This is a genomic window from Caulobacter sp. DWR2-3-1b2, assembly GCF_049896345.1.
Taxonomy (GTDB): domain Bacteria; phylum Pseudomonadota; class Alphaproteobacteria; order Caulobacterales; family Caulobacteraceae; genus Caulobacter.
Genome location: NZ_JAFCUC010000002.1, coordinates 591,123 through 610,908, shown reverse-complemented (window position 1 = coordinate 610,908; position 19,786 = coordinate 591,123). Strand labels below are relative to the sequence as shown.

Below are 19,786 nucleotides of genomic sequence, written 5' to 3'. Positions count from 1 at the left end.
AGCATGGCTCGTGGTGATCAACAGCGTGGAGACGGCGGCCCCAATCGTGGCCGTCGCGACCGCAACGCCCCGGAAGAGCGGGCCGACAGCGACATCGTCGAAAAGCTCGTCCACATCAACCGCGTCGCCGCCACCGTTAAGGGCGGCCGTCGCTTCAGCTTCGCTGCTCTTATGGTCGTTGGCGACCAAAAGGGTCGCGTCGGGTTCGGTCATGGCAAGGCGCGTGAAGTGCCGGAAGCCATCCGCAAGGCGACCGAGGAAGCCAAGAAGACCATGGTTCGCGTTCCCCTGCGGGAATCGCGCACCCTGCACCACGACGGCTACGGCCGTTGGGGCGCTGGCAAGATCATGATGCGCGCCGCCCCTCCCGGCACGGGCGTCATCGCCGGTGGTCCGATGCGCGCGGTTCTCGAGACCCTGGGCGTCCAGGACGTCGTGGCCAAGTCGACGGGTTCCAGCAACCCGTACAACATGGTTCGCGCCACGTTCGAGGCCCTGAAGGTTCAATCGTCGCCTCGCCAGATCGCCGCCAAGCGCGGCAAGAAGGTTGGCGACATTCTCGGCCGCCGCGCCGACGGAGCCTCGGCTCCGGACGCCATCGAGGGCTAAGACATGGCTGAAGCAAAAACCGTCAAGGTTCGCCAAACCGGCAGCCCGATCCGTCGCAACGCCGTTCAGCGCGCCACGCTGACCGGCTTGGGTCTCAACAAGCTGGGACGCGAGTCCGAGTTGGAAGACACCCCTTCGGTTCGCGGCATGATCCGCAAGGTCGCGCACCTGCTGGAAATCGTCGAGTAGTTCTGCTACGAGACGTCGAAATCGCCACCCCGGTGAAAGCCGGGGTGGTTTTCGTTTGAAGATTCTATCGTTTGAAAGCCGAGTCCGGCCGCTGGCCGGGCGCAGATCTCCAAGGAGAGGCACACATGACCAAGCTTAATGAACTGGCTCCGGCCCCAGGTTCGACCAAGGGCCGCATGCGCGTCGGCCGCGGCCCGGGTTCGGGCAAGGGCAAGACCGCCGGTCGCGGCGTCAAGGGCCAGAAGGCCCGCTCGGGCGTCGCCATCGCCGGCTTCGAAGGCGGCCAGATGCCGCTGCACATGCGTATGCCTAAGCGCGGCTTCAACAACCCTTTCCGCCTCGACTTCGCCGAAGTGAACCTGTGGCGCCTGGAACAGGCCGTGGAAGCTGGCAAGTTTAAGGCCGGCGCCGAGCTTGGCGTCGCTGAACTGGTCGCGGCCGGCGTGATCCGTCGCGAACTGGACGGCGTGAAGTTGCTGGGCAAGGGCGAGATCAAGACCGCCCTCAAGCTGACCGTCTATTCGGCGACCGAAGCGGCCATCAAGGCCGTCGAAGCCGCTGGCGGTTCGGTGACCGTGACCAAGAAGGTCAAGGTTCAAGCCGAGGCCTAGAACCGTATGGTCATCCTGGACGTCCTTTCCGGGCGCCTGGGATCGCGGGGAGGGCAGGGCGGACGCCTTGCATAATTTCCTCGGTTTCCCATCGGGATGACAGAATAACGAGGCTCGCCGTGACATCACGGCGAGCCTCACCTATGTACGGCTCCGTACTTGGGTTTGGCCCGGATCGAATGATTCATTCCGATCCGCTGTCCGGCTCTGAATTATGCTTGGAGCGCACATGACCGCGGAAGCGGCGCGCGCTCTCGACGTGGGGATATGAATGGCCTCGGCCGCCGAACAACTCGCAGCCAACATGAACTTCGGGTCCTTCCAGAAGGCCACCGAACTTCACAAGCGCATCTGGTTCACGCTCATCGCCTTGATCGTCTATCGGCTCGGCACCTATGTGCCGATCCCGGGGATCAATCCGGAAGCCTTCGCCGCGGCTTTCGCCGGCCAGTCGAAGGGCATCTTGGGGATGTTCAACATGTTCTCGGGCGGCGCGGTTCAGCGCATGGCCGTGTTCTCGCTGAATGTTATGCCCTACATCAGCGCCTCGATCATCGTGCAGCTGATGGGCTCGGTGTACCCGCCGTGGGAAAAGCTGAAAAAGGAAGGCGGCGAAGCCGGCCGCAAGACCCTCAACCAGTACACTCGCTACCTGGCGGTCGTGCTGGCCGTGGTGCAGTCGTTCTCGATCGCTATCGGCTTGCAGAGCCAGGCTGGCATGGTGGTGGGCGGCATCGCCCCGGCGTTCTTCGTCGTCTCCACCGTTGTCGCCCTGACCGGCGGCACTCTGTTCCTGATGTGGCTGGGCGAGCAGATCACCAGCCGCGGCGTCGGCAACGGCGTCTCGCTGATCATTTTCACTGGCATTGTCTCGGCCCTGCCGCGCGCCGTGATCCAGATGTTCACCCAGGTTCAGACCGGGTCGATGTCGGGCTTCGCCTTGCTCGCCGTCGCCATCCTGGCCGTGGCGGTGATCTTCTTCATCGTCTTCGTCGAACGCTCTCAGCGCCGGATCCTGATCCATTACCCCAAGCGTCAGCAGGGTAACCGGATGATCGGTGGCGACACCTCGTTTATCCCGCTGAAGCTGAACACCGCCGGGGTGATCCCGCCGATCTTCGCCTCCAGCCTGTTGCTGCTGCCGACCACGGCCATGGGCTTCCTGGCCACCGCCAACCTGCCGAGCTGGGCCCAGTGGCTGCCGACCGCGGTCGGCGCCCTGCAGCACGGCCAGCCGCTATTCATGGTGCTCTACGCCACCCTGATCATCTTCTTCTCGTTCTTCTACACCTCCGTGGTGTTCAACCCCGAGGAGACGGCCGAGAACCTGCGCAAGTACGGCGGCTTCATGCCGGGCATCCGTCCAGGCAAGCGCACGGCGGAATATCTGGACTACGTCCTGACCCGCCTGACCGTGATCGGCGCGGCCTACATCACCGCCGTCTGCGTGCTGCCGGAGCTGATGATGAACAGCATGGGCCCGACCAAGTTCACCCTGGGCGGCACCTCGATCCTGATCGTCGTGACCGTGACCATGGACACGGTCGCCCAGATTCAGTCGCATCTGCTGGCCCACCAGTACGAAGGTCTGATCAAGAAGTCGAAGTTGCGCGGCGGCAAGGGGCGCTAAGCCCCACCCCTAAAACGGGGCCGACGCGACGGAAGGCCAGAAGGCGGAAGCCGGTTTGTCACAAACCGGCTTCCGTTTTTGCTGAACCCACTCTAGGTCTGACGGACACGGGCGGCAGACTCGTGGACACGCGGGAAATGCATTGATGAACTTGATCCTGTTCGGGCCGCCTGCGGCGGGGAAGGGCACACAGGCCAAGCGCTTGGTCGAGGAGCGTGGCATGGTTCAGCTCTCAACCGGCGACATGCTGCGCGCCGCCATCGCCTCGGGCTCGGAGCTGGGCCTGGCGGTCAAGGACGTACTGGCCCGGGGCGCCCTGGTTCCCGACGACATCGTGATTGCCCTGATCGAGCAGCGCCTGCCAGAGGCGGAAGCCGCCGGTGGCGCCATCTTCGACGGTTTCCCCCGCACCGTGCCTCAGGCGCAGGCTCTGGACGCCATGCTGGCCAAGCGGGGCCAGAAGATCGACTCCGTTCTCCGACTCAAGGTAGACGAGCCGGCGCTCATCGCGCGGATCAGCAAGCGATTCGCCGAGCAGAGTCGCCCCGATGACAATCCGGAAGTGTTTGTGACGCGCCTGGCGGCCTACAACGCCCAGACTGCGCCGCTACTTCCCTACTATCGCGAGCAAGGAAAGCTCACGGAACTGGATGGCATGGCTTCCGTGGAAACGGTCGCCGGCTCCATCGACGCCGCGCTTTCGGTCGTGGCTTAAGACTTCGTTGGAATCCTTTCATTCGATCGGATTCCGCCATTGACGGATGCGCAACTATCCCTATAACGGGGCGCTTCCGCGAAAGGGCGCGATCTGTGCGCGCCGGACTGGGTCGTAAGACCGGGCCGGGCGCGCCGTTCGCGTCTTTAGTGCGTGACTAGGAGAACATTAGACGTGGCCCGTATTGCAGGCGTCAACATTCCGACGAACAAGCGCGTTTTGATCGCGCTTCAGTATATTCATGGCATTGGCCAGAAGTCCGCTCGTGACATCGTCACGAAGGTGGGCATCGATGACGCCCGCCGGGTCAACCAGCTGACCGACGCCGAAGTGCTTTCGATCCGTGAAACGATCGACAAGGACTTCACCGTCGAAGGCGACCTGCGCCGCGAAAATTCGATGAACATCAAGCGCTTGATGGACCTGGCCTGCTATCGCGGCCTGCGTCACCGTAAGGGCCTGCCGGTCCGCGGTCAGCGCACCCACACCAATGCCCGCACCCGCAAGGGCCCGGCCAAGCCGATCGCCGGCAAGAAGAAGTAAGGCAGCCTGAACGATGGCCAAGGAACCGGCACGCGTTAAAAAGCGCGAACGCAAGAACATCACCTCGGGCGTGGCGCACGTGAACGCCTCGTTCAACAACACCATGATCACCATCACCGACGCTCAGGGAAACACTATTTCCTGGTCGAGCGCCGGCGCGATGGGCTTCAAGGGCTCGCGCAAGTCGACCCCGTATGCCGCTCAAATGGCTGCGGAAGACGCTGGCAAGAAGGCCGCTGAACACGGTGTGAAGACCCTCGAGGTCAACGTGTCGGGTCCGGGTTCGGGCCGTGAGTCCGCCCTGCGCGCCCTTCAGGCCGCCGGCATGACCATTACGACGATCCGCGACGTGACGCCGATTCCGCACAACGGCTGCCGTCCGCCCAAGCGTCGACGCGTCTAGTATTTTTACTATCCTATTCTCCATCGCCGGCTGCGAGATTCGCGGCCGGCGAGCCGCGTTCAAGGGATCGACCACGTGATCGAAAGAAACTGGAACGAGCTGATCCGTCCTGAGAAGCCGCAAATCGAGACTGGCGCCGACGCGACCCGCAAGGCTCGTATCGTGGCTGAGCCGCTCGAACGCGGCTTTGGCGTGACGCTCGGCAACGCTCTCCGCCGTGTCCTGCTCTCCTCGCTGCAGGGCGCCGCCGTCACCGCCATTCAGATTGATGGTGTCGTGCACGAATTCTCCTCGCTCGAAGGCGTCCGCGAGGACGTCGTCGATATCGTTCTGAACATCAAGCAACTGGCCGTGCGCATGCACGCCGAGGGCCCGAAGCGCATGACGCTGCGCGCCACCGGCCCCGGCCCGGTGACCGCTGGTCAAATCGAAACGCCTTCGGACATCGAAATTCTGAACCCCGACCACGTCCTCTGCACTCTGGACGACGGCGCTTCGGTACGCATGGAGTTCACGGTCAACACCGGCAAGGGCTATGTCCCCGCCGAGAAGAACCGTCCGGAAGATGCGCCGATCGGCCTGATCGCCGTCGACGCCCTGTACTCGCCGGTCAAGCGCGTCGCCTACCGTGTCGAGCCCACCCGTCAAGGCCAGTCGCTCGACTATGACAAGCTGATCCTGGAAGTGGAAACCAACGGCGCCGTTACGCCGGTGGACGCGGTGGCCTACGCCGCCCGCATCCTGCAAGACCAGCTGCAGATCTTCATCACCTTCGAAGAGCCCAAGGCCAAGACCGCCGACGAGGCCAAGCCGGAACTGCCGTTTAACCCGGCGCTCCTGAAGAAGGTCGATGAGCTGGAACTGTCGGTTCGTTCGGCCAACTGCCTGAAGAACGACAACATCGTCTACATCGGCGACCTGATCCAGAAGACCGAAGCCGAGATGCTCCGCACCCCGAACTTCGGCCGCAAGTCCTTGAACGAAATCAAGGAAGTGCTGGCCGGCATGGGTCTGCACCTGGGCATGGACGTGCCAAACTGGCCGCCCGAAAACATCGAAGACCTGGCCAAGAAGTTCGAAGACCAGATCTAAGACCAAGTACGCGTATCGCGCCTAATCCGGGCCGCTCGTCATCCTTTCGGGATGGCGGGCGGCCTGGGCCTTTTGAAGCCGCAACAGCGGTGGAGGGTCCCGGCGCTTCGTTCTGACCCTGGCAGGGACACAGCTGGGATTGGTGACAATCAGCGCTCTTGATGCGCAACAGCGGGCCACGGCCCAGGAGACACTACAATGCGTCACGGTAAGGCTCACCGTAAGCTCGGTCGTACGTCCGCTCACCGCACCGCCATGTTCGCCAACATGTCGGCCTCGCTGATCAAGCACGAGCAGATCGTCACCACCCTGCCCAAGGCCAAGGAACTGCGTCCCTTCGTCGAAAAGCTGGTCACCCTGGCCAAGCGCGGCGACCTGCACGCCCGTCGTCAGGCCATCAGCATCGTTCGCGACGTCGAGCAGGTCCACAAGCTGTTCGCCGCCATCGGCCCGCGTTACCAGGAACGCCAGGGCGGCTATATCCGCGTCCTGAGGGCCGGCTTCCGCTACGGCGACAACGCGCCGCTGGCCGTCATCGAATTCGTCGACCGCGACGTCTCGGCCAAGGGCAAGGACTCCGGCCCGGTGTTCTCCAACGACTCCGACGACTAAATTCCAGCGCGAGCTGGACGGAAAAGGCCCCGGAGCGATCCAGGGCCTTTTTCGTATCCTCCCCGCTTCAACGCGACGTTTGGCCCTGCACGCTTAGCGTCGTGGTTGAGATTTTATTCACTTGGCTGGAGCAACCTTCGCCGGGGTGATCTGGGGAAGGTAGGGGATGAAAATCTCCGGTGCATGCGAGCTTTTGGCTGCGCATTGGCTTTCGGCGTAGGCCTGGCGGGCGGCGTCGCCCTGTTCGCGATCGAGGGCCTGCGGGTCGGCGGGTCCTTGTTCAAGCAGATCGTCAACAACAAGGACATCGTCGCCGACATCTTGCCGCCGCCGCTCTATGTTGTCGAGGCCGACCTAGAGCATTTCCGGACCTGACTGCGTCAGGCCGTGAGCTCTAATCTTCTGTTTTGACGCATTTTTCTTCACGCGAACCGGAACCGCTTCGCTCGAAAAATGCTCTAGTGGCGACCAAGCTGGTGGCCCATTCCGAGACCGTGCAGGCAGCCACCGACAAGCTGGCGAACTGCGCAAGGATTACGGCAGCCGCCGCGATTACTGGACGAAAGCGTCGATCGACGCGGACATGCGCGACATGCTGGTCAACCAGTCCGCCGCCCCCGCCGCCGACTTCTGGCGCGTGATCGACCAGGAGATCCTGCCGGCCGTGCGGTCCGGCGACCTGGACTGCGCCCGCCAGGGCCTGGCCCGCGCCGACGCCGCCTACGAGGCCCATCGGGCCGTGATCGCCAAGGTCGTGGTGATGGCCAATCGAGACGCTCAGGCCGTCGAGCGGCCGCCGCTCGCCAGACCCGTCTGGCCTTCATGCTGCTGGGCGGGGCCGGCGTGTTGGTGCTGGCCGGGGTCGGCGGCGGCGTCGCACTTATGAGCCGCCGCATTGTCCAACCCATCGAGGCCATGACCGGCTTCGTGGTCCGGCTGGCGGCCGGGGACTATGAAAGCGCCGTGCCGTTCGCGGGACGGGGCGACGAGATCGGCGGTATGGCCACCTCGGTGGCGGTGTTCCGCGAGGCGATCGTCGAACGCCAGGCCGCCGAAGCGCGAATCGCCGCCGAACAGGCGCAAACCCAGTCCACCAAGGCCCAGCGCGACGCCGAACGTCAGGCCGAGGAAGCAGGCCGCCTTCAGGTCGTCGAAGCCTTGGGCGCTGCCGTGGCCCGGCTCTCGGCCGGCGACCTGACGGCGCGGCTGCAGACCGCGTTCCCGCAAGCCTATGAAGGTCTACGCGGCGATTTCAACCGGGCGATGGCGACTCTGGAGGGGGCGTTGGGCGAGGTGATCGGTGTGGCCAGCGTGCAGCGGTCTGGAGTGGGCGAAATTAGCGACGCCATCGAGAACCTGTCGGCGCGCACAGAGCGGCAGGCCGCCAGCCTGGCCGAGACGGCCTCGGCCCTGGGCGAGGTCAGCGCCAGCGTCAAGCGCACCGCCGAGGGGGCCAACGAGGCCAATGCGGCGGTGATCGACAGCCGGTCCGTGGCCCACCGCTCCAGCCAGGTCGTCGGCCGGGCCGCCGAGGCCCTGGTTCAGATCGAAACCTAGTCGGCCAAGGTTTCGGAGATTCTGGGCGTCATGGACGAGATCGCTTTCGAGACCAGCCTGCTGGCCCTGAACGCTGGCGTGGAAGCCGCGCGGGGCGCGCCGGCTGTCGCGCGGCTGGACCCGCGAGGATCAGCGGGCTGTCGATGCCCTGCTTCTCCAGCGCCGCTACTTCCTGACCGAGCGCGATCCGGTCGGCCGTGCGCTGATCCTCGACAGAAAGCGTTACGGACGCTTTCGGCGTTGCGCAGGCCGAGAGCCATAGGCCACACCCAGCGACAACCAGGGCCTGCTGCCACCGCGCGATAACCGAGATGCGTCCAAGCACCATTGCTATTCCTTCGTCAGATCCTGCCACTTGAACAGCATCACGGCGGCGCCAGCCAAGATCACCAGCCAGACCAGCAGCAGCAACAGTCCCAAACCCGCCGGACCAGCCTCGGGCCGCATACCTGCCGGAGCGGCGACAAAGGTCTTCAGGGTGCGAGCGGCGTAGGCTGGGATCGCCAGGGTCTTCCAAGTGGTTTCCTGAGCCATGGTCGCCAGGGTGGACTGGACCACCACCACCACCAGGCCCGCCACGACCGCGCCCATGGTCGAACGCGTCACCACGCCGATCATGGCCGCCAAGGCGCCGACCAGGATCATTTGCAGCCACGTGATCAGGAACACGCCTGCGAACTGGCCCAGGACGTTTGAGCCTGCCGGCGGGCCGACCAGCGGCGCGGCGTTGACCGCGCTGCTGAACACTCCAGCCAGAACGGCCACGACTGCGGTGAGCAGCAAGCTCCAGGCGGCGGCTTCGGCGAAGACGATCAACTTGGCGGTCAGCAGGTTGAGGCGGCCGTTGCGCGGGGTCACCAGGCGCCAGGTCTCCCAGCGATAGTCGCCGGCGACGATGGCCGCCGCGCCGATCAGCAGGAATAGGGCGGTGACGGGCCCCGCCGCGCCCGCCACCGCGCCCAGGGTCCGGTTGGCCAGGTCGGTGGTCGCGCCAGGGAAAGCGGCGCGCACGAAGATGTCGGTGGCCAGGCTAAACAACAGCGAAGCCAGGGGCACGAACAGGAAGCCCCAGAACACGCCGGTTCGGTCGCGGATCAGCCGGAAACGCTCGGCGGCGATGGCGTCAGCGAGCATCGGCGGCGTTCCCGGTCTTGAGGTCAGAGTCTTCCAGCGCGCCCAGATAGGCGCTCTCCAGATCGGCCTCGCGCCAGCGGGCCTCGGTGATCTCGACGCCGGCCTCGACCAGGGCGCGGATCAGGGCGGGGGTCTCGGCGCGGGGCAGGTCGGCCAACACGGCGTCGGAACCGTCGGGCGCGCCACGATCGCCGAGCACGGCCAAGGCCTTGTCGATCGGCGTCACCGATAGCCGCAGCCGCGCGCGGCCGCCCGTTAGGCTTTCGACCGAGCCCTCCGAGGCCAGCCTACCCTTGGACAGGATCGCCACCCGGTCACAGACCCGGCGCACCTCGTCCAACTGGTGGCTGGCCAGTATAATGGTCACGCCCTCCCTGTCGGCCAGATCGCGGATCAGGGCCCGGATCTCCTGGATGCCGGCAGGGTCCATGCCGCTGGTCGGCTCGTCCAGGATCACGAGTTCAGGGCGGGTGAAGAAGGCCGCCGCCAGGCCCAGCCGCTGCTTCATGCCGACCGAGAAGCCGCCGGTCTTGCGGTCGGCCGCGCCGCCTAGGCCCACCCGCTCAAGCCAATACTCGATGTCGGCGCCCGCCGCGCCGCTTTCCAGCGCCAGCATCTTGAGGGTGTCGCGGGCGGTCAGATAGGGCGGATAGCGCGGGGTCTCGATCATCGCGCCGACCCGGCGCAGCGAGGCCGTGCCGCCGGCGCTGGCGCCGAACAGCTTCGCCGAGCCACTGGTGGGTCGCACCAGGCCCAAGGCGATGCGAAACAAGGTGCTCTTGCCCGCGCCGTTGGGACCCAGCACGCCGAACACGCCCCCGGCCGGGATGCTCAGCGACAGCCCGTCCAGGGCGCGCACCGCGCCATAGGTCTTGGTCAGGCCCTCGGCCTCCAGGGCGAAACTCATGGACAGCCGATTTCGGCGTTGGTCATGGCGGCGACTCCCTGCGACACGCGGGGACTATGGCCGGGCGAAGCGGGCCCGCCAAGTTAAGTCGCGGTCATGCGTAGCGCCGTCACATGACTGAGCTATAGACCAAGGGGCTTGAGTTGGAGGCGCTTGATGTTCGCTGCTCGTCGTTGGTTCGCCCTGGTTCTGGCGCTGACGCTGGGCGCATGCGCGACGTCCGCGCCGTCGCCACCCAAGTCAGCCCTGACCATCCTGGTGTCACTCGACGGCTTTCGGCCCGACTATCTGGACCGGGGCGAGACCCCGACCCTGAGCGCCCTGGCCGCCGACGGCGTGCGCGGCGCGATGCGGCCGTCGTTTCCCAGCCTGACCTATCCGAACCACTACACCCTGATCACCGGCAAGCGCCCGGACCACAATGGCGTGGTCGACAACACCATGGAGGACGCCGAAATTCCCGGCGTCGCCTTCAAGATGTCGAACCACCAGGCGGTCAGTGACGGGCGTTGGTGGAGCCAGGCAACGCCGCTCTGGGTGACCGCCGAACGCCAGGGCGTTCACGCTGGCACGCTGTTCTGGCCTGGCTCGGAGTCGGAGATCGAGGGCGTTCGGCCCAGCCGCTGGCAGGTGTTCGACGAGAAGCTCGCCTCGAACGACAGGGTCGACACCCTGCTGTCCTGGATCGATTCCGACGCACCCGAGCTGGGCTTCACCACCCTCTATTTCGATGTCGTCGATACCCAGGGCCACCATTACGGCCCAGTCTCGCCGGAGGTGAACACCGCGATCGTCGAGGTGGACACGGCCGTGGCGCGCCTGGTGGCGGGCCTGAAGGTGAGGGGACTCTACGACACCACCAATATCGTCGTCGTCGCCGACCACGGCATGGCGCCCCAACCGCTGAGCAAGTTGATTGATCTGGCGACGATCGTTGATCCCCCCAAGGTGCGCCTGGTCGGCACGGGATCGGTCGTCGGCGTTCGGCCGCTGGTCGGGCACGAGGCCGAGGTGCGCGCGGCGCTGCTCAAGCCCATCCCCCACCTGACCTGCTGGGAGAAGGCCAAGATCCCGGCCCGTTTTGGTTACGGCGCCAATCCCCGTGTTCAACCGATCGTCTGCCTGGCCGAAAAGGGCTGGTACTTCACCACCGCGACCTCGATCAAGAAACGCTGGGATGAGCATCCGCGCGACGGCGGCGCGCATGGTTACGATCCTGCCGACTCCGACATGCGCGCGGTGTTCGTCGCCCACGGCCCAGCCTTTCGGCCCGGCGTTGTCCTGCCGGTGTTCGACAATGTCGCTGTCTATCCGTTGCTGACGCGCTTGATCGGCGTTCGGGGCGAGAAGGGCGATGGGCGGATCTTGCCGATCGGGCCGGCGCTGCGCTAGAGCATTTTTCGAGCGAAGTGGTTCCGGTTCGCGTGAAGAAAAATGCGTCAAAACAAAATATTAGAGCTCACGGCCTGACGCAGTCAGGTCGGTAAATGCTCTAGGCGCGCCAGCCGACCTGTCGATAAACCCCCTTACTCACATAGTTGCGATATCTGTTAAATATTGCGGATATTCGCAATGGAGCCTCGCCTGATCCGCAACGGTCTCACCTCGGCCCTGTGCTATCGAGATCCCAATTCCGCGCTCAAATTCCTGGAGGCGGCGTTCGGCTCCGACCTGGTGACGCTGATTGAGGACGCCGAGGGCGACCTCGCCTATTCGGAGATGAAATTCGGCGACAGCTTGGTGATGATTGGGACCGAGTGGACCGAGAGGCATCGCAGTCCGGCCTCGATCGACGGCCGCAACACCCAGGCCGTCCACATCCACTTGGAGGGCGCCATTCTTGGCGTCCGCTAGGCTGCAGGTGCTCATGGGACCTCCGTATGGCTATCAAGATAGCCATATTTTTCTGACGGCAAGATGGCGCTAGCGACCGCTAATTTTCGAGCGGTCTTGCCTCTCACCGCACCGACGTCCAAGGCCGGCTTAGCAGCACCGCGCAGTTGATCAGGCCGACCAAGCTGTAGGTTTGCGGATAGTTGCCCCACAGCTCGCCGTCCGCGAAGCCGATGTCCTCCGACAGCAGGCCGGCGGTGGTGCGGCGCGCCAGCATCTCCTCGAACAGCGCCCGCGCCTCCTCGATGCGACCGGCCAGATACAGGGCCTCGACCAGCCAGAAGGTGCAGATGTTGAACGCAGTCTGCGGGGCGCCGAAGTCGTCGGGGATGGCGTAGCGCAGCAGGTAGGAGCCCTTGCGCAGGCCCGCCTCGACGGCCTCGACGGTGGCGACATTGCGCGGGTCATTGGCCTCGAGAAAGCGCAGATCTACCAACTGCAGCAGGCTGGCGTCCAGTTCGTCGCCCTCGAAGGTGGCGGCGAAGCGACCGAGTTCCTCATTCCAGGCGCGTTTGTCGATGGTGGCGCGGACCTGGGCGGCGCGGGCATTCCAGAAGTCGGCCCGGTCGGCCAGGCCGAGCTTGGCGGCGGCGTTGCCCAGCCTGTCGCAGGCCGCCCAGCACATCACCGCCGAATAGGTGTGGACATTGGCCCGGCCGCGGAACTCCCACAGGCTGGCGTCCGGCTGGTCGTGAAGCTGGAAAGCCCGTTCGCCCACCGGCTCCAGGTTCTTGAAGTCCTCGACCGTTCCGGGTCGCAAAAGGCGCTCGTCGAAGAAGGCCTGGGTGGAGGACAGGATGATCTGGCCATAGACGTCGTGCTGCTGGTGCTCGAAGGCCTGGTTGCCGATGCGCACCGGCCCCATGCCGCGATAGCCGGGCAGGTCGGGGGCGAAGCGCTCGGTCAGTTGCGGCTCGAAGCCCACGCCGAACAGCGGCTGGATATGGCCGCCGTCGGCGCGGTCTACGATGTTGCGCAGATAGCCCAGATAGTTCTCCAGAATGTCGACCGCGCCCAGGCGGTTCAGGGCCTGAACCACGTAATAGGCGTCGCGCATCCAGCAGTAGCGGTAGTCCCAATTGCGACCACTGTTGGCATGTTCGGGGATCGAGGTGGTCATGGCCGCGACGATCGCGCCGGTCTCCTCGTGGGTGCAGAGCTTCAAGGTGATGGCCGCGCGGATCACCGCGCTCTGGTAGTCGAGCGGCACGGCGAGGCCACGCACCCATTCCAGCCAATATTCTTCGGTCTGTTGCAGCATGCGGGTGCAGGTGGCCCCGATATCGGCGTTGAACCCCTCGTCAGCGCCCAGGAACATGGCGATCGGCTGTTCCAGACGGAAGGTGCGCTCTTCCAGAATGTGCGACACCGGCGCGTCGGTGGTCAGACGCAGGGTCATGTCCGAGCCGAGGTAGCGAATGTGGTTGGAGCCGTTCGTATGCTCGGCGAGCTTGGCGCCCCACTCGGCGGTCGGGCGGGCCCGCAAAGTAATGCGGCAGACGCCACTGATTGGCCGGACCAGACGGATGAACGCGGTAGGGCGGAAGATTCGACCGAATTGGCGATAACGGGGTGCGAAGTCGAGGATCTCCAGGCTGGCGCCGTCGGCGTCGGTGATCACCGTGCGCAGGATCGGGGTGTTGCGCAGATAGGCCTGGTCGATGGTTTGCTTGCCCTCGACCGCGACCTCCCACGTCCCCTGCGCGGCGGGATCTTCAGGCTCCAGACCGCCCAGCAGGCTACTGAACACCGGATCGGAATCGACGCGCGGCATGCAGGTCCAGACGAAGCGGCCGCCGCGGTCGATCAGGGCGTTGACCGCGCAGTTGCCGATCGGGAAAAGGTCGAGGGTTTGGGGCATGGGGGCCTCGTTATGCTGGTTTCTTGTTTCCGTTTTCCCGACGAAAATGGTCGGGACCCAGACTCGTCAGGAGTCTCTCGCGGGCTTTCCTGCACCCGGCTTTTTCCGGAGGATACTGACTTCGGGTCATCGCCGGATGAGCAGTGGTACGGTCGAACCCTTGCCGACATGGGCCGCGACGCGCGGTCCGTTGTGTTCGAAACTGATATCGGTCAGGGCGTCGCCGACGCCAAGGCCGCCGATGGTCAGGTGATCGATGCCGATGGGCAGGCGCGGATCGGTGAGGTGCACCTCATTTTTCCAGCCGTCTACGGTGATCCCCAGGCACGCCTGCAGCATCATGAAGGCCGAGCCAGCCGCCCAAGCCTGGGGCAGGCAGGCCACCGGATAGGCCACGGGCGGCTCGCCCGGCTGGCGTGGGAAACCGCAGAACAGCTCGGGCAGCCGCATTTCATAGTGGGCTGCTGTTTCGAACAGGCCCGAGGTCATCTGCACCACCCCGTCGCGATGGCCGTAGCGCGCCAGGCCCATGGCGCAAATCGCGGTATCGTGCGGCCAGACCGAACCGTTGTGGTAGCTCATCGGGTTAAATCGCGGTTCGCCTTGGGCCAGGGTCCGCACGCCGAAACCGTTGTGGAAGGCCGCCGACAGCAGAGTGTCGGCCACCTTCTTGGCGCGGTCGGGCGAGGGCAGGCCGCAGAACAGCAGGTGGCCGGGGTTGGAGCCCTTGACCCGGCAGGGCTTGCCGTGACCGTCGATGGCCATGGCGTAGAAGCCCTTGTCCTCCATCCAGAACTTGTCCTCGACCTGTTGGCGCAGATGCTCGGCCTTGGCTCGCCAACGTTCGGCGTTCTGCGGATCGCCGCGCCGCTCGGCCAAGTCCGCCATGCCCTTGAAAGCGGCGAAGGCGTAGCCCTGGACCTCGACGACGGCGATCGGGCCGTCGGGAAATTTGCCGTCCTCGTGGAAGACGCTGTCCTCGCTGTCCTTCCAGTTCTGGTTGGACAGACCGGAGTCCAGGCCCCTGGCGTAGTCGATCAGGCCGTCGCCGTCGCTGTCGCCGAAGTGCTCGATCCAGGCGATGGCCGCCGTCAGTGGCGTCCACAAATTCTCGATGAAGGTCAGGTCGCCCGTACGTTCGGCATAGGCGCAGGCCAGGGCCACGAACAGCGGCGTGGTGTCGACCCCGCCGTAATAGCGGCCGAACGGCAACTCGCCGAGCGCGGTCATCTCGCCCTTGCGGGTCTCGTGCATTATCTTGCCCGGTGCGCTGTCGCGGAAGGCGCTGACCTCCAAGGCCTGGTGTTCGGCCAGATAGCCCAACACGCCCTTGGCCAGGCCCGGCTCGATCCACAGCACCTGCCAGGCGGTGATGATTGCGTCGCGGCCGAACGGCGTCGAGAACCAGGGAATGCCGGCATAGGGATAGGGGCCGGTCGCGAACTCGGTGGTCAACAGGGCCAGATCCGCCCGAGACTTTTCCAGCCAGTCGTTGAAGAGCCGGCCCGAGCTGTGCAGCCGCGCCCCCCGCCGCCGGCGCTTGCGCATATCGACCCGGGCCCGAGCGGCGGCGTCGCGCCAACGCTCGCGGGTCGGCGGGTGGTCCGGCTTCACCCCGACCTCGATATGGAGATCGAAATGGGTTTCCGGCGTCAGCATGAACATGAAGTCGGCGCGTTGCGGACCCAGGCGGCCCGGCGGATCGGAAAATGAAACCACGCTGGTGCGACGCACCCCGTCCAGCCCATCATAAGCGTAGGTGACGCTGCGCCCGTCCATCTCCGCTGGCAAAACGCGGCCACGGCCCGCGGGGCGCTTGGACCCGCGCACTTCGAACATGTCGTGGAAGTCGGCGTCGTACTCGAGGCCGACGGGCAGGATCACCATGTCGCGGCTGTAGTTGACGAAGCGCAGGCGCTCATAGAGCCGTTGGTCCCACAGGAACCGCTTGCGCTCGACATGGATGGCGCCATGCGGCGCCGCCGCGCCGCCCAAGGCGGGCAGGGGCTCGTTGGTCGAGTGCGAGGTGAAGAACACATTGTCCTGCGAAACGGACGCGCTCAGCAGGGCCGGCGAACGGTTGCCCAGCAGCAGGCGCAGCTTGGACAGCAGGCGCGTGTCGTCATGAAAGAGTCCGTCGGCCGCGCCCATAACGTCGCCGAAGGCGTCGGCCACCAAGAAGGTGTCCTTGTCCTTTAAGGCGAAAAGGTTGGAGGGCGACCGGGGTTCGCCCGTCTCGCCCTGTTCAACCGAGCCCGTGGGGGCGTCCGGCGTCATATCATCCATGAACTTGGCCTCTTGCGCTGAGGTCCCTCGAAAGCCCGCCGCGCCGCGATGATGCGGCGGGCGGGTTGGCGAGTCCTAAAACCTGATCGTGTCGCGGACGGGGCGTTCCCGGAGCCGCGATGCTCAGGCGCTTTGAGCCAGCGTCAGGCGCTTCGGCGCGGTCGCTTTTTCGAGATGATCGTAGATGTCCAGATAGCGGTTCGCCATCGCGATGGCCGAGAACCGCTCTTCAAAGCGCTGGCGAACGCCGAAACGATCGATTTCACCCACGCGTCGCACGGCTTCAACGGCACCGTCCTCATCTGTGACGATGAAACCGGTCCGGCCATTCTCGATCACCTCTGGAACCGAGCCGCAGTCGTAGGCGATGACTGGGGTGCCGCAGGCCATGGCCTCGATCATCACCAGGCCGAAGGGTTCGGGCCAGGCGATGGGGAACAGCAAAGCGTCAGCCTTGCCGAGGAATTCCGATTTTTGATGATCGCCGATCTCTCCCACGAACTCGATCAGCGGATCATCGAGCAGGTGCTCGATTTCGGCGTGGAAATAGGCGCGATCGGCCGCGTCGATCTTGGCGGCGATCTTCAGTTTCTTGCCGAGGCGCTTGGCGATGGCGATGGCGCGGTCGGGACCCTTCTCGGGCGAAATGCGCCCGAGGAACGCCAGGTAGCCGTCAGGCTTAGCGTTGAAGTCGTAGACCTCGGCGGCCATGCCGTGCAGCACCGTCCCGGCCCAATTCGCAAAGGGCAGCGGGCGGCGCTGGTCGTCGGAGATGGAGATCAGCGGATATTGGGTCCAGCGGCGATAGACGCCAGGCAGATCCTTCAGATCCAGGCGGCCGTGCAGGGTGGTCAGGGTCTTGGCCGCCATCTCCTCGAACATCGGGAACTGCACCATGTCGGTGTGGAAGTGGATGACGTCGAAGCGGTGCGCCTGGCGCTTGACCTCCGCCAGCATGGACATGTGGGCGGCCAGATCTGACTTCAGCGGCGCGGGGTCGAGGCGGATGGCCTGATCGCGCACGGCCACCAATTCTGCCTTGGTCTTGGCGTCGCTGGAGGCGAACAGGGTGACCTCGTGGCCCAGATCGACCAGGGCGTCGGTCAGATGCGCCACGACGCGTTCCGTGCCGCCATAGAAGCGCGGCGGAACAGCTTCGTACAGGGGGGGCACCTGGGCGATCTTCATGGGTTGAAGTCCTGAAACTCGAAGGGCGCGTTCGCGCGCCCCGACGCCGGAAGAAACCGCCAGTGTGGCCGTTAGGTTCCGCAACGAAAATAAAGAACCTTAAGCGGTTTGAACCGTTCGCCTTCCGCGCTACTTGCGTTGACGCGCGAGCGACGTGACGGCCATTTGAGTGTACGCGGACTGGCCGCGTACGAGCGTGCGGCGAGACCTTTTGACGGTGATCAAGACCTGGACCAAACGTGACGCACTGCTTGGCGGCGCGCTTTCCTTCATGACGCTTGGCGCGGTCGGCGCCCAGGTTCAGAACGCGCCGCTCGTTCTAGGGCCGCCACAGCCGTTGAGCTTCGCGCCTGTTCCGACCAGCGTGGTCTTACGGCCCGATCAAGCCGATATGCTGGTGCGGACCCTGGCCCAGGCGCCAAGCCATGGTTTCGAACCCACCGCCTTCTCGTCGGACTCCATCGTGCCGATGCTGGGCGCGCGGGATACCGGCACGCGCCAGGTCGGCCAGACCCAGTTGATCGCTCTGACCCTGCGCTATGCCCGCGCCGTGCACTCCGGCCGGTTGGCGCCCGAGGCGTTCCTGAATAACTGGGGCCTGCGTCCCTTGCCGTACGATCCCGGTGCGGACTTCGTCCTGGCCGCCGCGCAGGATCGCCTGGGTCCGTGGCTCGATGGCCTGCCGCCGCCCTACACTGGCTATCAGACCCTGCGTAAAGGCCTGGTGACCTATCGCGAGATCGCCATGCGAGGCGGTTGGGGGATGGTTCCCGGGGGCGCGCCGCTGAAGCTGGGGGCGACCAACGATCCGCGCATCGCCGCGCTGGAGGCCCGGCTGGCCGTTGAAGACTCGACCATAGCCGTCGACTCGGCCCCGGTGTTCGACGAGGCTTTGCAACAGGCGCTGATGCGCGCCCAGAAGCGCTTTGGCCTCAACCCCGATGGCGGCCTCGGCCCTGCAACGCTGGCGGCGCTGAACCTACCCGTTGAGCGCCGGATCGATCAGATCCTGGCCAATATGGAACGCTGGCGCTGGCTGCCGCAGCAACTGCCGGCCGACCGGATCCAGGTCAATATCGCAGCTGCGGTGATGAGCGTCTTCCATGACGACGCCCCGACCCTGACCATGCGCGCGGTGACCGGCCGTCCAGGCGACGAGACGCCAATGCTGTCCTCGACCGTCACCTCCATCGTGCTGAACCCGCCCTGGAACGTGCCGTCCTCGATCGCCACTAAGGAGCTATGGCCCAAGCAGCGGGCCAACCCGAGCTATTTCGCCAACAACGACTTCATTGTCATTCCCACCGGCGACGGCGGCTCGCGCCTGCAGCAGAAGGCCGGCCCCAAGGCGGCTTTGGGCCTGGTAAAATTCGACTTCGCCAACCCTTACGGCGTCTACCTGCACGACACCCCCAGCCGCGCGCGGTTCTCAAGCTTCAGCCGTTTGGCCAGCCACGGGTGCGTGCGTCTGGAGAAGCCGATCCCTCTGGCCAAACAGCTGCTGGGCAGTGATCCGGCCTGGAGTCCTGAGGTGGTCGACGCGACTATCGCGGCCGGCAAGACCGTCCGCGCGCCCCTAGCTCAACCAATCGCCGTATTTCTGCTCTACTGGACGGCCTATGTGACGCCAGACGGGCAAGTAAACTTCCGCGATGATCCCTATGGCTGGGATAGGGTGCTGGTGCAGCGTATTGCCGCATCCGGAACCGGCTCAGCTTGACCCCAGGGCGCGCTTAGGGCCTCTTCCCCGTCACGAGCCTTTTCAGTTCCGAAAGGACTCGTGCGTTCTAATGTCTGCTTGAGGATCGCCAAGTGCGGGGATCCAGCCTTCCGGCAATCTCGCAGGGTCAGTCCGGGGAAGCGTACCATGATCGATCGACGCAAGCTTTTGGGGCTTGGTTTCGGTGTGCTCGGCGCGAGCGCGGTCGGGCCAATGGCGGCGTTCGCCCAAGCCAAACTTTCTGCCGCTGATTTGATCGGCGACTTGCTGATGCGCCAGTCGCAAATGTCCGAGGGCTTGCCGCCCGAGGGTCTGGCTGACGTCGCGCCGGCTCCGGCCGCGTCCTATGGTCCTCCTTCAAATGCGCAACGCTGGCTGAAGTTGCGCAACATTCACACTGAGGAAAAACTCGAGGCGGTCTATTTCGAAAAGGGCGAGTACGTGCCCGACGCCGTCGAGGCCCTGGACAAGGTGCTGCGCGACTATCGCACCGGCGACGTCCACCCGATGAACCCCCGCCTGTTCGACACCCTGGCCGATGTCGCCCAGAAGACCAATACCAAGGCCCACTACCAGGTCATCTCGGGTTACCGGTCCCCCAAGACCAACGCCATGTTGCATGAACGCAGCGGTGAGGTCGCCAAACGCAGCCTGCACATGGACGGCAAGGCGATTGATATCTATCTGGAGGACGTCGCTTTGGATCGCGTTCGGGCCGCGGCCTTGGATCTCGGACGGGGCGGTGTGGGTTATTACCCCGACAGTAAATTCGTCCACCTCGACGTCGGACCTGTCCGGCGTTGGGTCGGCTCCTAGGCGGGGCCGCAGATCAGAGG

Annotated in this window: 21 protein-coding genes and 1 pseudogene; 17 read left to right on the top strand and 5 right to left on the bottom strand. The window is 65.1% G+C overall.

Features of this window, described 5'->3' with window-relative positions:
• Window positions 1-3: 3 nt before the first annotated feature.
• The 13 genes and pseudogenes from rpsE to ACP694_RS09105 all read left to right on the top strand — a co-directional run.
• The gene (gene rpsE, locus ACP694_RS09165) at window positions 4-609 is read left to right on the top strand and encodes a 30S ribosomal protein S5 (protein ID WP_426011810.1); all 606 of its coding nucleotides are present in this window, start codon (window positions 4-6) and stop codon (window positions 607-609) included.
• A 3-nt stretch (window positions 610-612) separates the two neighbouring features.
• A complete protein-coding gene (gene rpmD / locus ACP694_RS09160) occupies window positions 613-798 on the top strand; it encodes a 50S ribosomal protein L30 (RefSeq protein WP_426011809.1) in 186 nt (61 codons plus the stop codon).
• Window positions 799-923: 125 nt separating this feature from the next.
• Window positions 924-1,409, top strand: a complete 486-nt coding sequence (rplO, locus tag ACP694_RS09155) for a 50S ribosomal protein L15 (RefSeq protein ID WP_426011808.1) — start codon at window positions 924-926, stop codon at window positions 1,407-1,409.
• Window positions 1,410-1,680: 271 nt separating this feature from the next.
• A complete protein-coding gene (gene secY / locus ACP694_RS09150) occupies window positions 1,681-3,039 on the top strand; it encodes a preprotein translocase subunit SecY (protein WP_426011807.1) in 1,359 nt (452 codons plus the stop codon).
• A gap of 145 nt (window positions 3,040-3,184) precedes the next feature.
• A complete protein-coding gene (locus tag ACP694_RS09145) occupies window positions 3,185-3,754 on the top strand; it encodes an adenylate kinase (RefSeq protein ID WP_426011806.1) in 570 nt (189 codons plus the stop codon).
• A 174-nt stretch (window positions 3,755-3,928) separates the two neighbouring features.
• Window positions 3,929-4,297: a 30S ribosomal protein S13 gene (gene rpsM / locus ACP694_RS09140; protein WP_422179256.1), complete on the top strand. Its 369-nt coding sequence runs from the start codon at window positions 3,929-3,931 to the stop codon at window positions 4,295-4,297.
• A gap of 13 nt (window positions 4,298-4,310) precedes the next feature.
• Complete coding sequence (gene rpsK / locus ACP694_RS09135) at window positions 4,311-4,700, top strand: 30S ribosomal protein S11 (RefSeq protein ID WP_007662706.1); 390 nt, start codon at window positions 4,311-4,313, stop codon at window positions 4,698-4,700.
• 75 nt (window positions 4,701-4,775) lie between these two features.
• The gene (locus ACP694_RS09130) at window positions 4,776-5,792 is read left to right on the top strand and encodes a DNA-directed RNA polymerase subunit alpha (RefSeq protein ID WP_426011805.1); all 1,017 of its coding nucleotides are present in this window, start codon (window positions 4,776-4,778) and stop codon (window positions 5,790-5,792) included.
• Between the two features lie 198 nt (window positions 5,793-5,990).
• Window positions 5,991-6,404 carry a 50S ribosomal protein L17 gene (gene rplQ / locus ACP694_RS09125; RefSeq protein WP_426011804.1) on the top strand — a complete coding sequence of 138 codons (414 nt, stop codon included), beginning with the start codon at window positions 5,991-5,993 and terminating at the stop codon, window positions 6,402-6,404.
• Between the two features lie 183 nt (window positions 6,405-6,587).
• Window positions 6,588-6,779, top strand: a complete 192-nt coding sequence (locus tag ACP694_RS09120) for a hypothetical protein (protein ID WP_426011803.1) — start codon at window positions 6,588-6,590, stop codon at window positions 6,777-6,779.
• Window positions 6,780-6,987: 208 nt separating this feature from the next.
• A complete protein-coding gene (locus ACP694_RS09115; protein ID WP_426011802.1) occupies window positions 6,988-7,290 on the top strand; it encodes a hypothetical protein in 303 nt (100 codons plus the stop codon).
• Window positions 7,227-7,961, top strand: coding sequence for a HAMP domain-containing protein (locus ACP694_RS09110; RefSeq protein ID WP_426011801.1), 735 nt, complete (start codon window positions 7,227-7,229; stop codon window positions 7,959-7,961). Before ACP694_RS09115 ends, ACP694_RS09110 begins: the two co-directional genes overlap by 64 nt.
• A 12-nt stretch (window positions 7,962-7,973) precedes the next feature.
• Window positions 7,974-8,267 (top strand): annotated as a pseudogene (locus ACP694_RS09105) (hypothetical protein); the annotation flags it as partial.
• A 24-nt stretch (window positions 8,268-8,291) separates the two neighbouring features.
• Here ACP694_RS09105 and ACP694_RS09100 read toward each other — a convergent pair.
• Both ACP694_RS09100 and ACP694_RS09095 read right to left on the bottom strand, forming a co-directional pair.
• Window positions 8,292-9,095, bottom strand: coding sequence for an ABC transporter permease (locus tag ACP694_RS09100; protein WP_426011800.1), 804 nt, complete (start codon window positions 9,093-9,095; stop codon window positions 8,292-8,294).
• On the bottom strand, window positions 9,085-10,002 hold the full coding sequence (locus tag ACP694_RS09095) for an ABC transporter ATP-binding protein (protein WP_426011799.1): 918 nt from the start codon (window positions 10,000-10,002) through the stop codon (window positions 9,085-9,087). Before ACP694_RS09095 ends, ACP694_RS09100 begins: the two co-directional genes overlap by 11 nt.
• Window positions 10,003-10,158: 156 nt before the next feature.
• Here ACP694_RS09095 and ACP694_RS09090 point away from each other — a divergent pair, with 156 nt between their 5' ends.
• Both ACP694_RS09090 and ACP694_RS09085 read left to right on the top strand, forming a co-directional pair.
• Window positions 10,159-11,394, top strand: a complete 1,236-nt coding sequence (locus tag ACP694_RS09090) for an ectonucleotide pyrophosphatase/phosphodiesterase (protein ID WP_426011798.1) — start codon at window positions 10,159-10,161, stop codon at window positions 11,392-11,394.
• 180 nt (window positions 11,395-11,574) lie between these two features.
• On the top strand, window positions 11,575-11,856 hold the full coding sequence (locus ACP694_RS09085) for a hypothetical protein (protein ID WP_426011797.1): 282 nt from the start codon (window positions 11,575-11,577) through the stop codon (window positions 11,854-11,856).
• Between the two features lie 103 nt (window positions 11,857-11,959).
• Here the strand turns inward: ACP694_RS09085 and ACP694_RS09080 are convergent, their stop codons facing one another.
• From ACP694_RS09080 to ACP694_RS09070, 3 genes are all read right to left on the bottom strand, one after another.
• The gene (locus tag ACP694_RS09080; protein WP_426011796.1) at window positions 11,960-13,756 is read right to left on the bottom strand and encodes a glycoside hydrolase family 15 protein; all 1,797 of its coding nucleotides are present in this window, start codon (window positions 13,754-13,756) and stop codon (window positions 11,960-11,962) included.
• Window positions 13,757-13,882: 126 nt separating this feature from the next.
• A complete protein-coding gene (locus tag ACP694_RS09075; protein WP_426011795.1) occupies window positions 13,883-16,042 on the bottom strand; it encodes a glycogen debranching N-terminal domain-containing protein in 2,160 nt (719 codons plus the stop codon).
• A gap of 123 nt (window positions 16,043-16,165) precedes the next feature.
• Entirely contained in the window at window positions 16,166-17,230 is a 1,065-nt protein-coding gene (locus ACP694_RS09070; protein WP_426011794.1) for a glycosyltransferase family 4 protein, read from the bottom strand.
• A gap of 271 nt (window positions 17,231-17,501) precedes the next feature.
• Between ACP694_RS09070 and ACP694_RS09065 the strand changes: the two genes are divergently transcribed.
• Together ACP694_RS09065 and ACP694_RS09060 are read left to right on the top strand one after the other, a co-directional pair.
• Complete coding sequence (locus ACP694_RS09065) at window positions 17,502-18,950, top strand: L,D-transpeptidase family protein (protein ID WP_426011793.1); 1,449 nt, start codon at window positions 17,502-17,504, stop codon at window positions 18,948-18,950.
• A 147-nt stretch (window positions 18,951-19,097) separates the two neighbouring features.
• Entirely contained in the window at window positions 19,098-19,766 is a 669-nt protein-coding gene (locus ACP694_RS09060) for a DUF882 domain-containing protein (protein ID WP_426011792.1), read from the top strand.
• Window positions 19,767-19,786 lie beyond the last annotated feature (20 nt).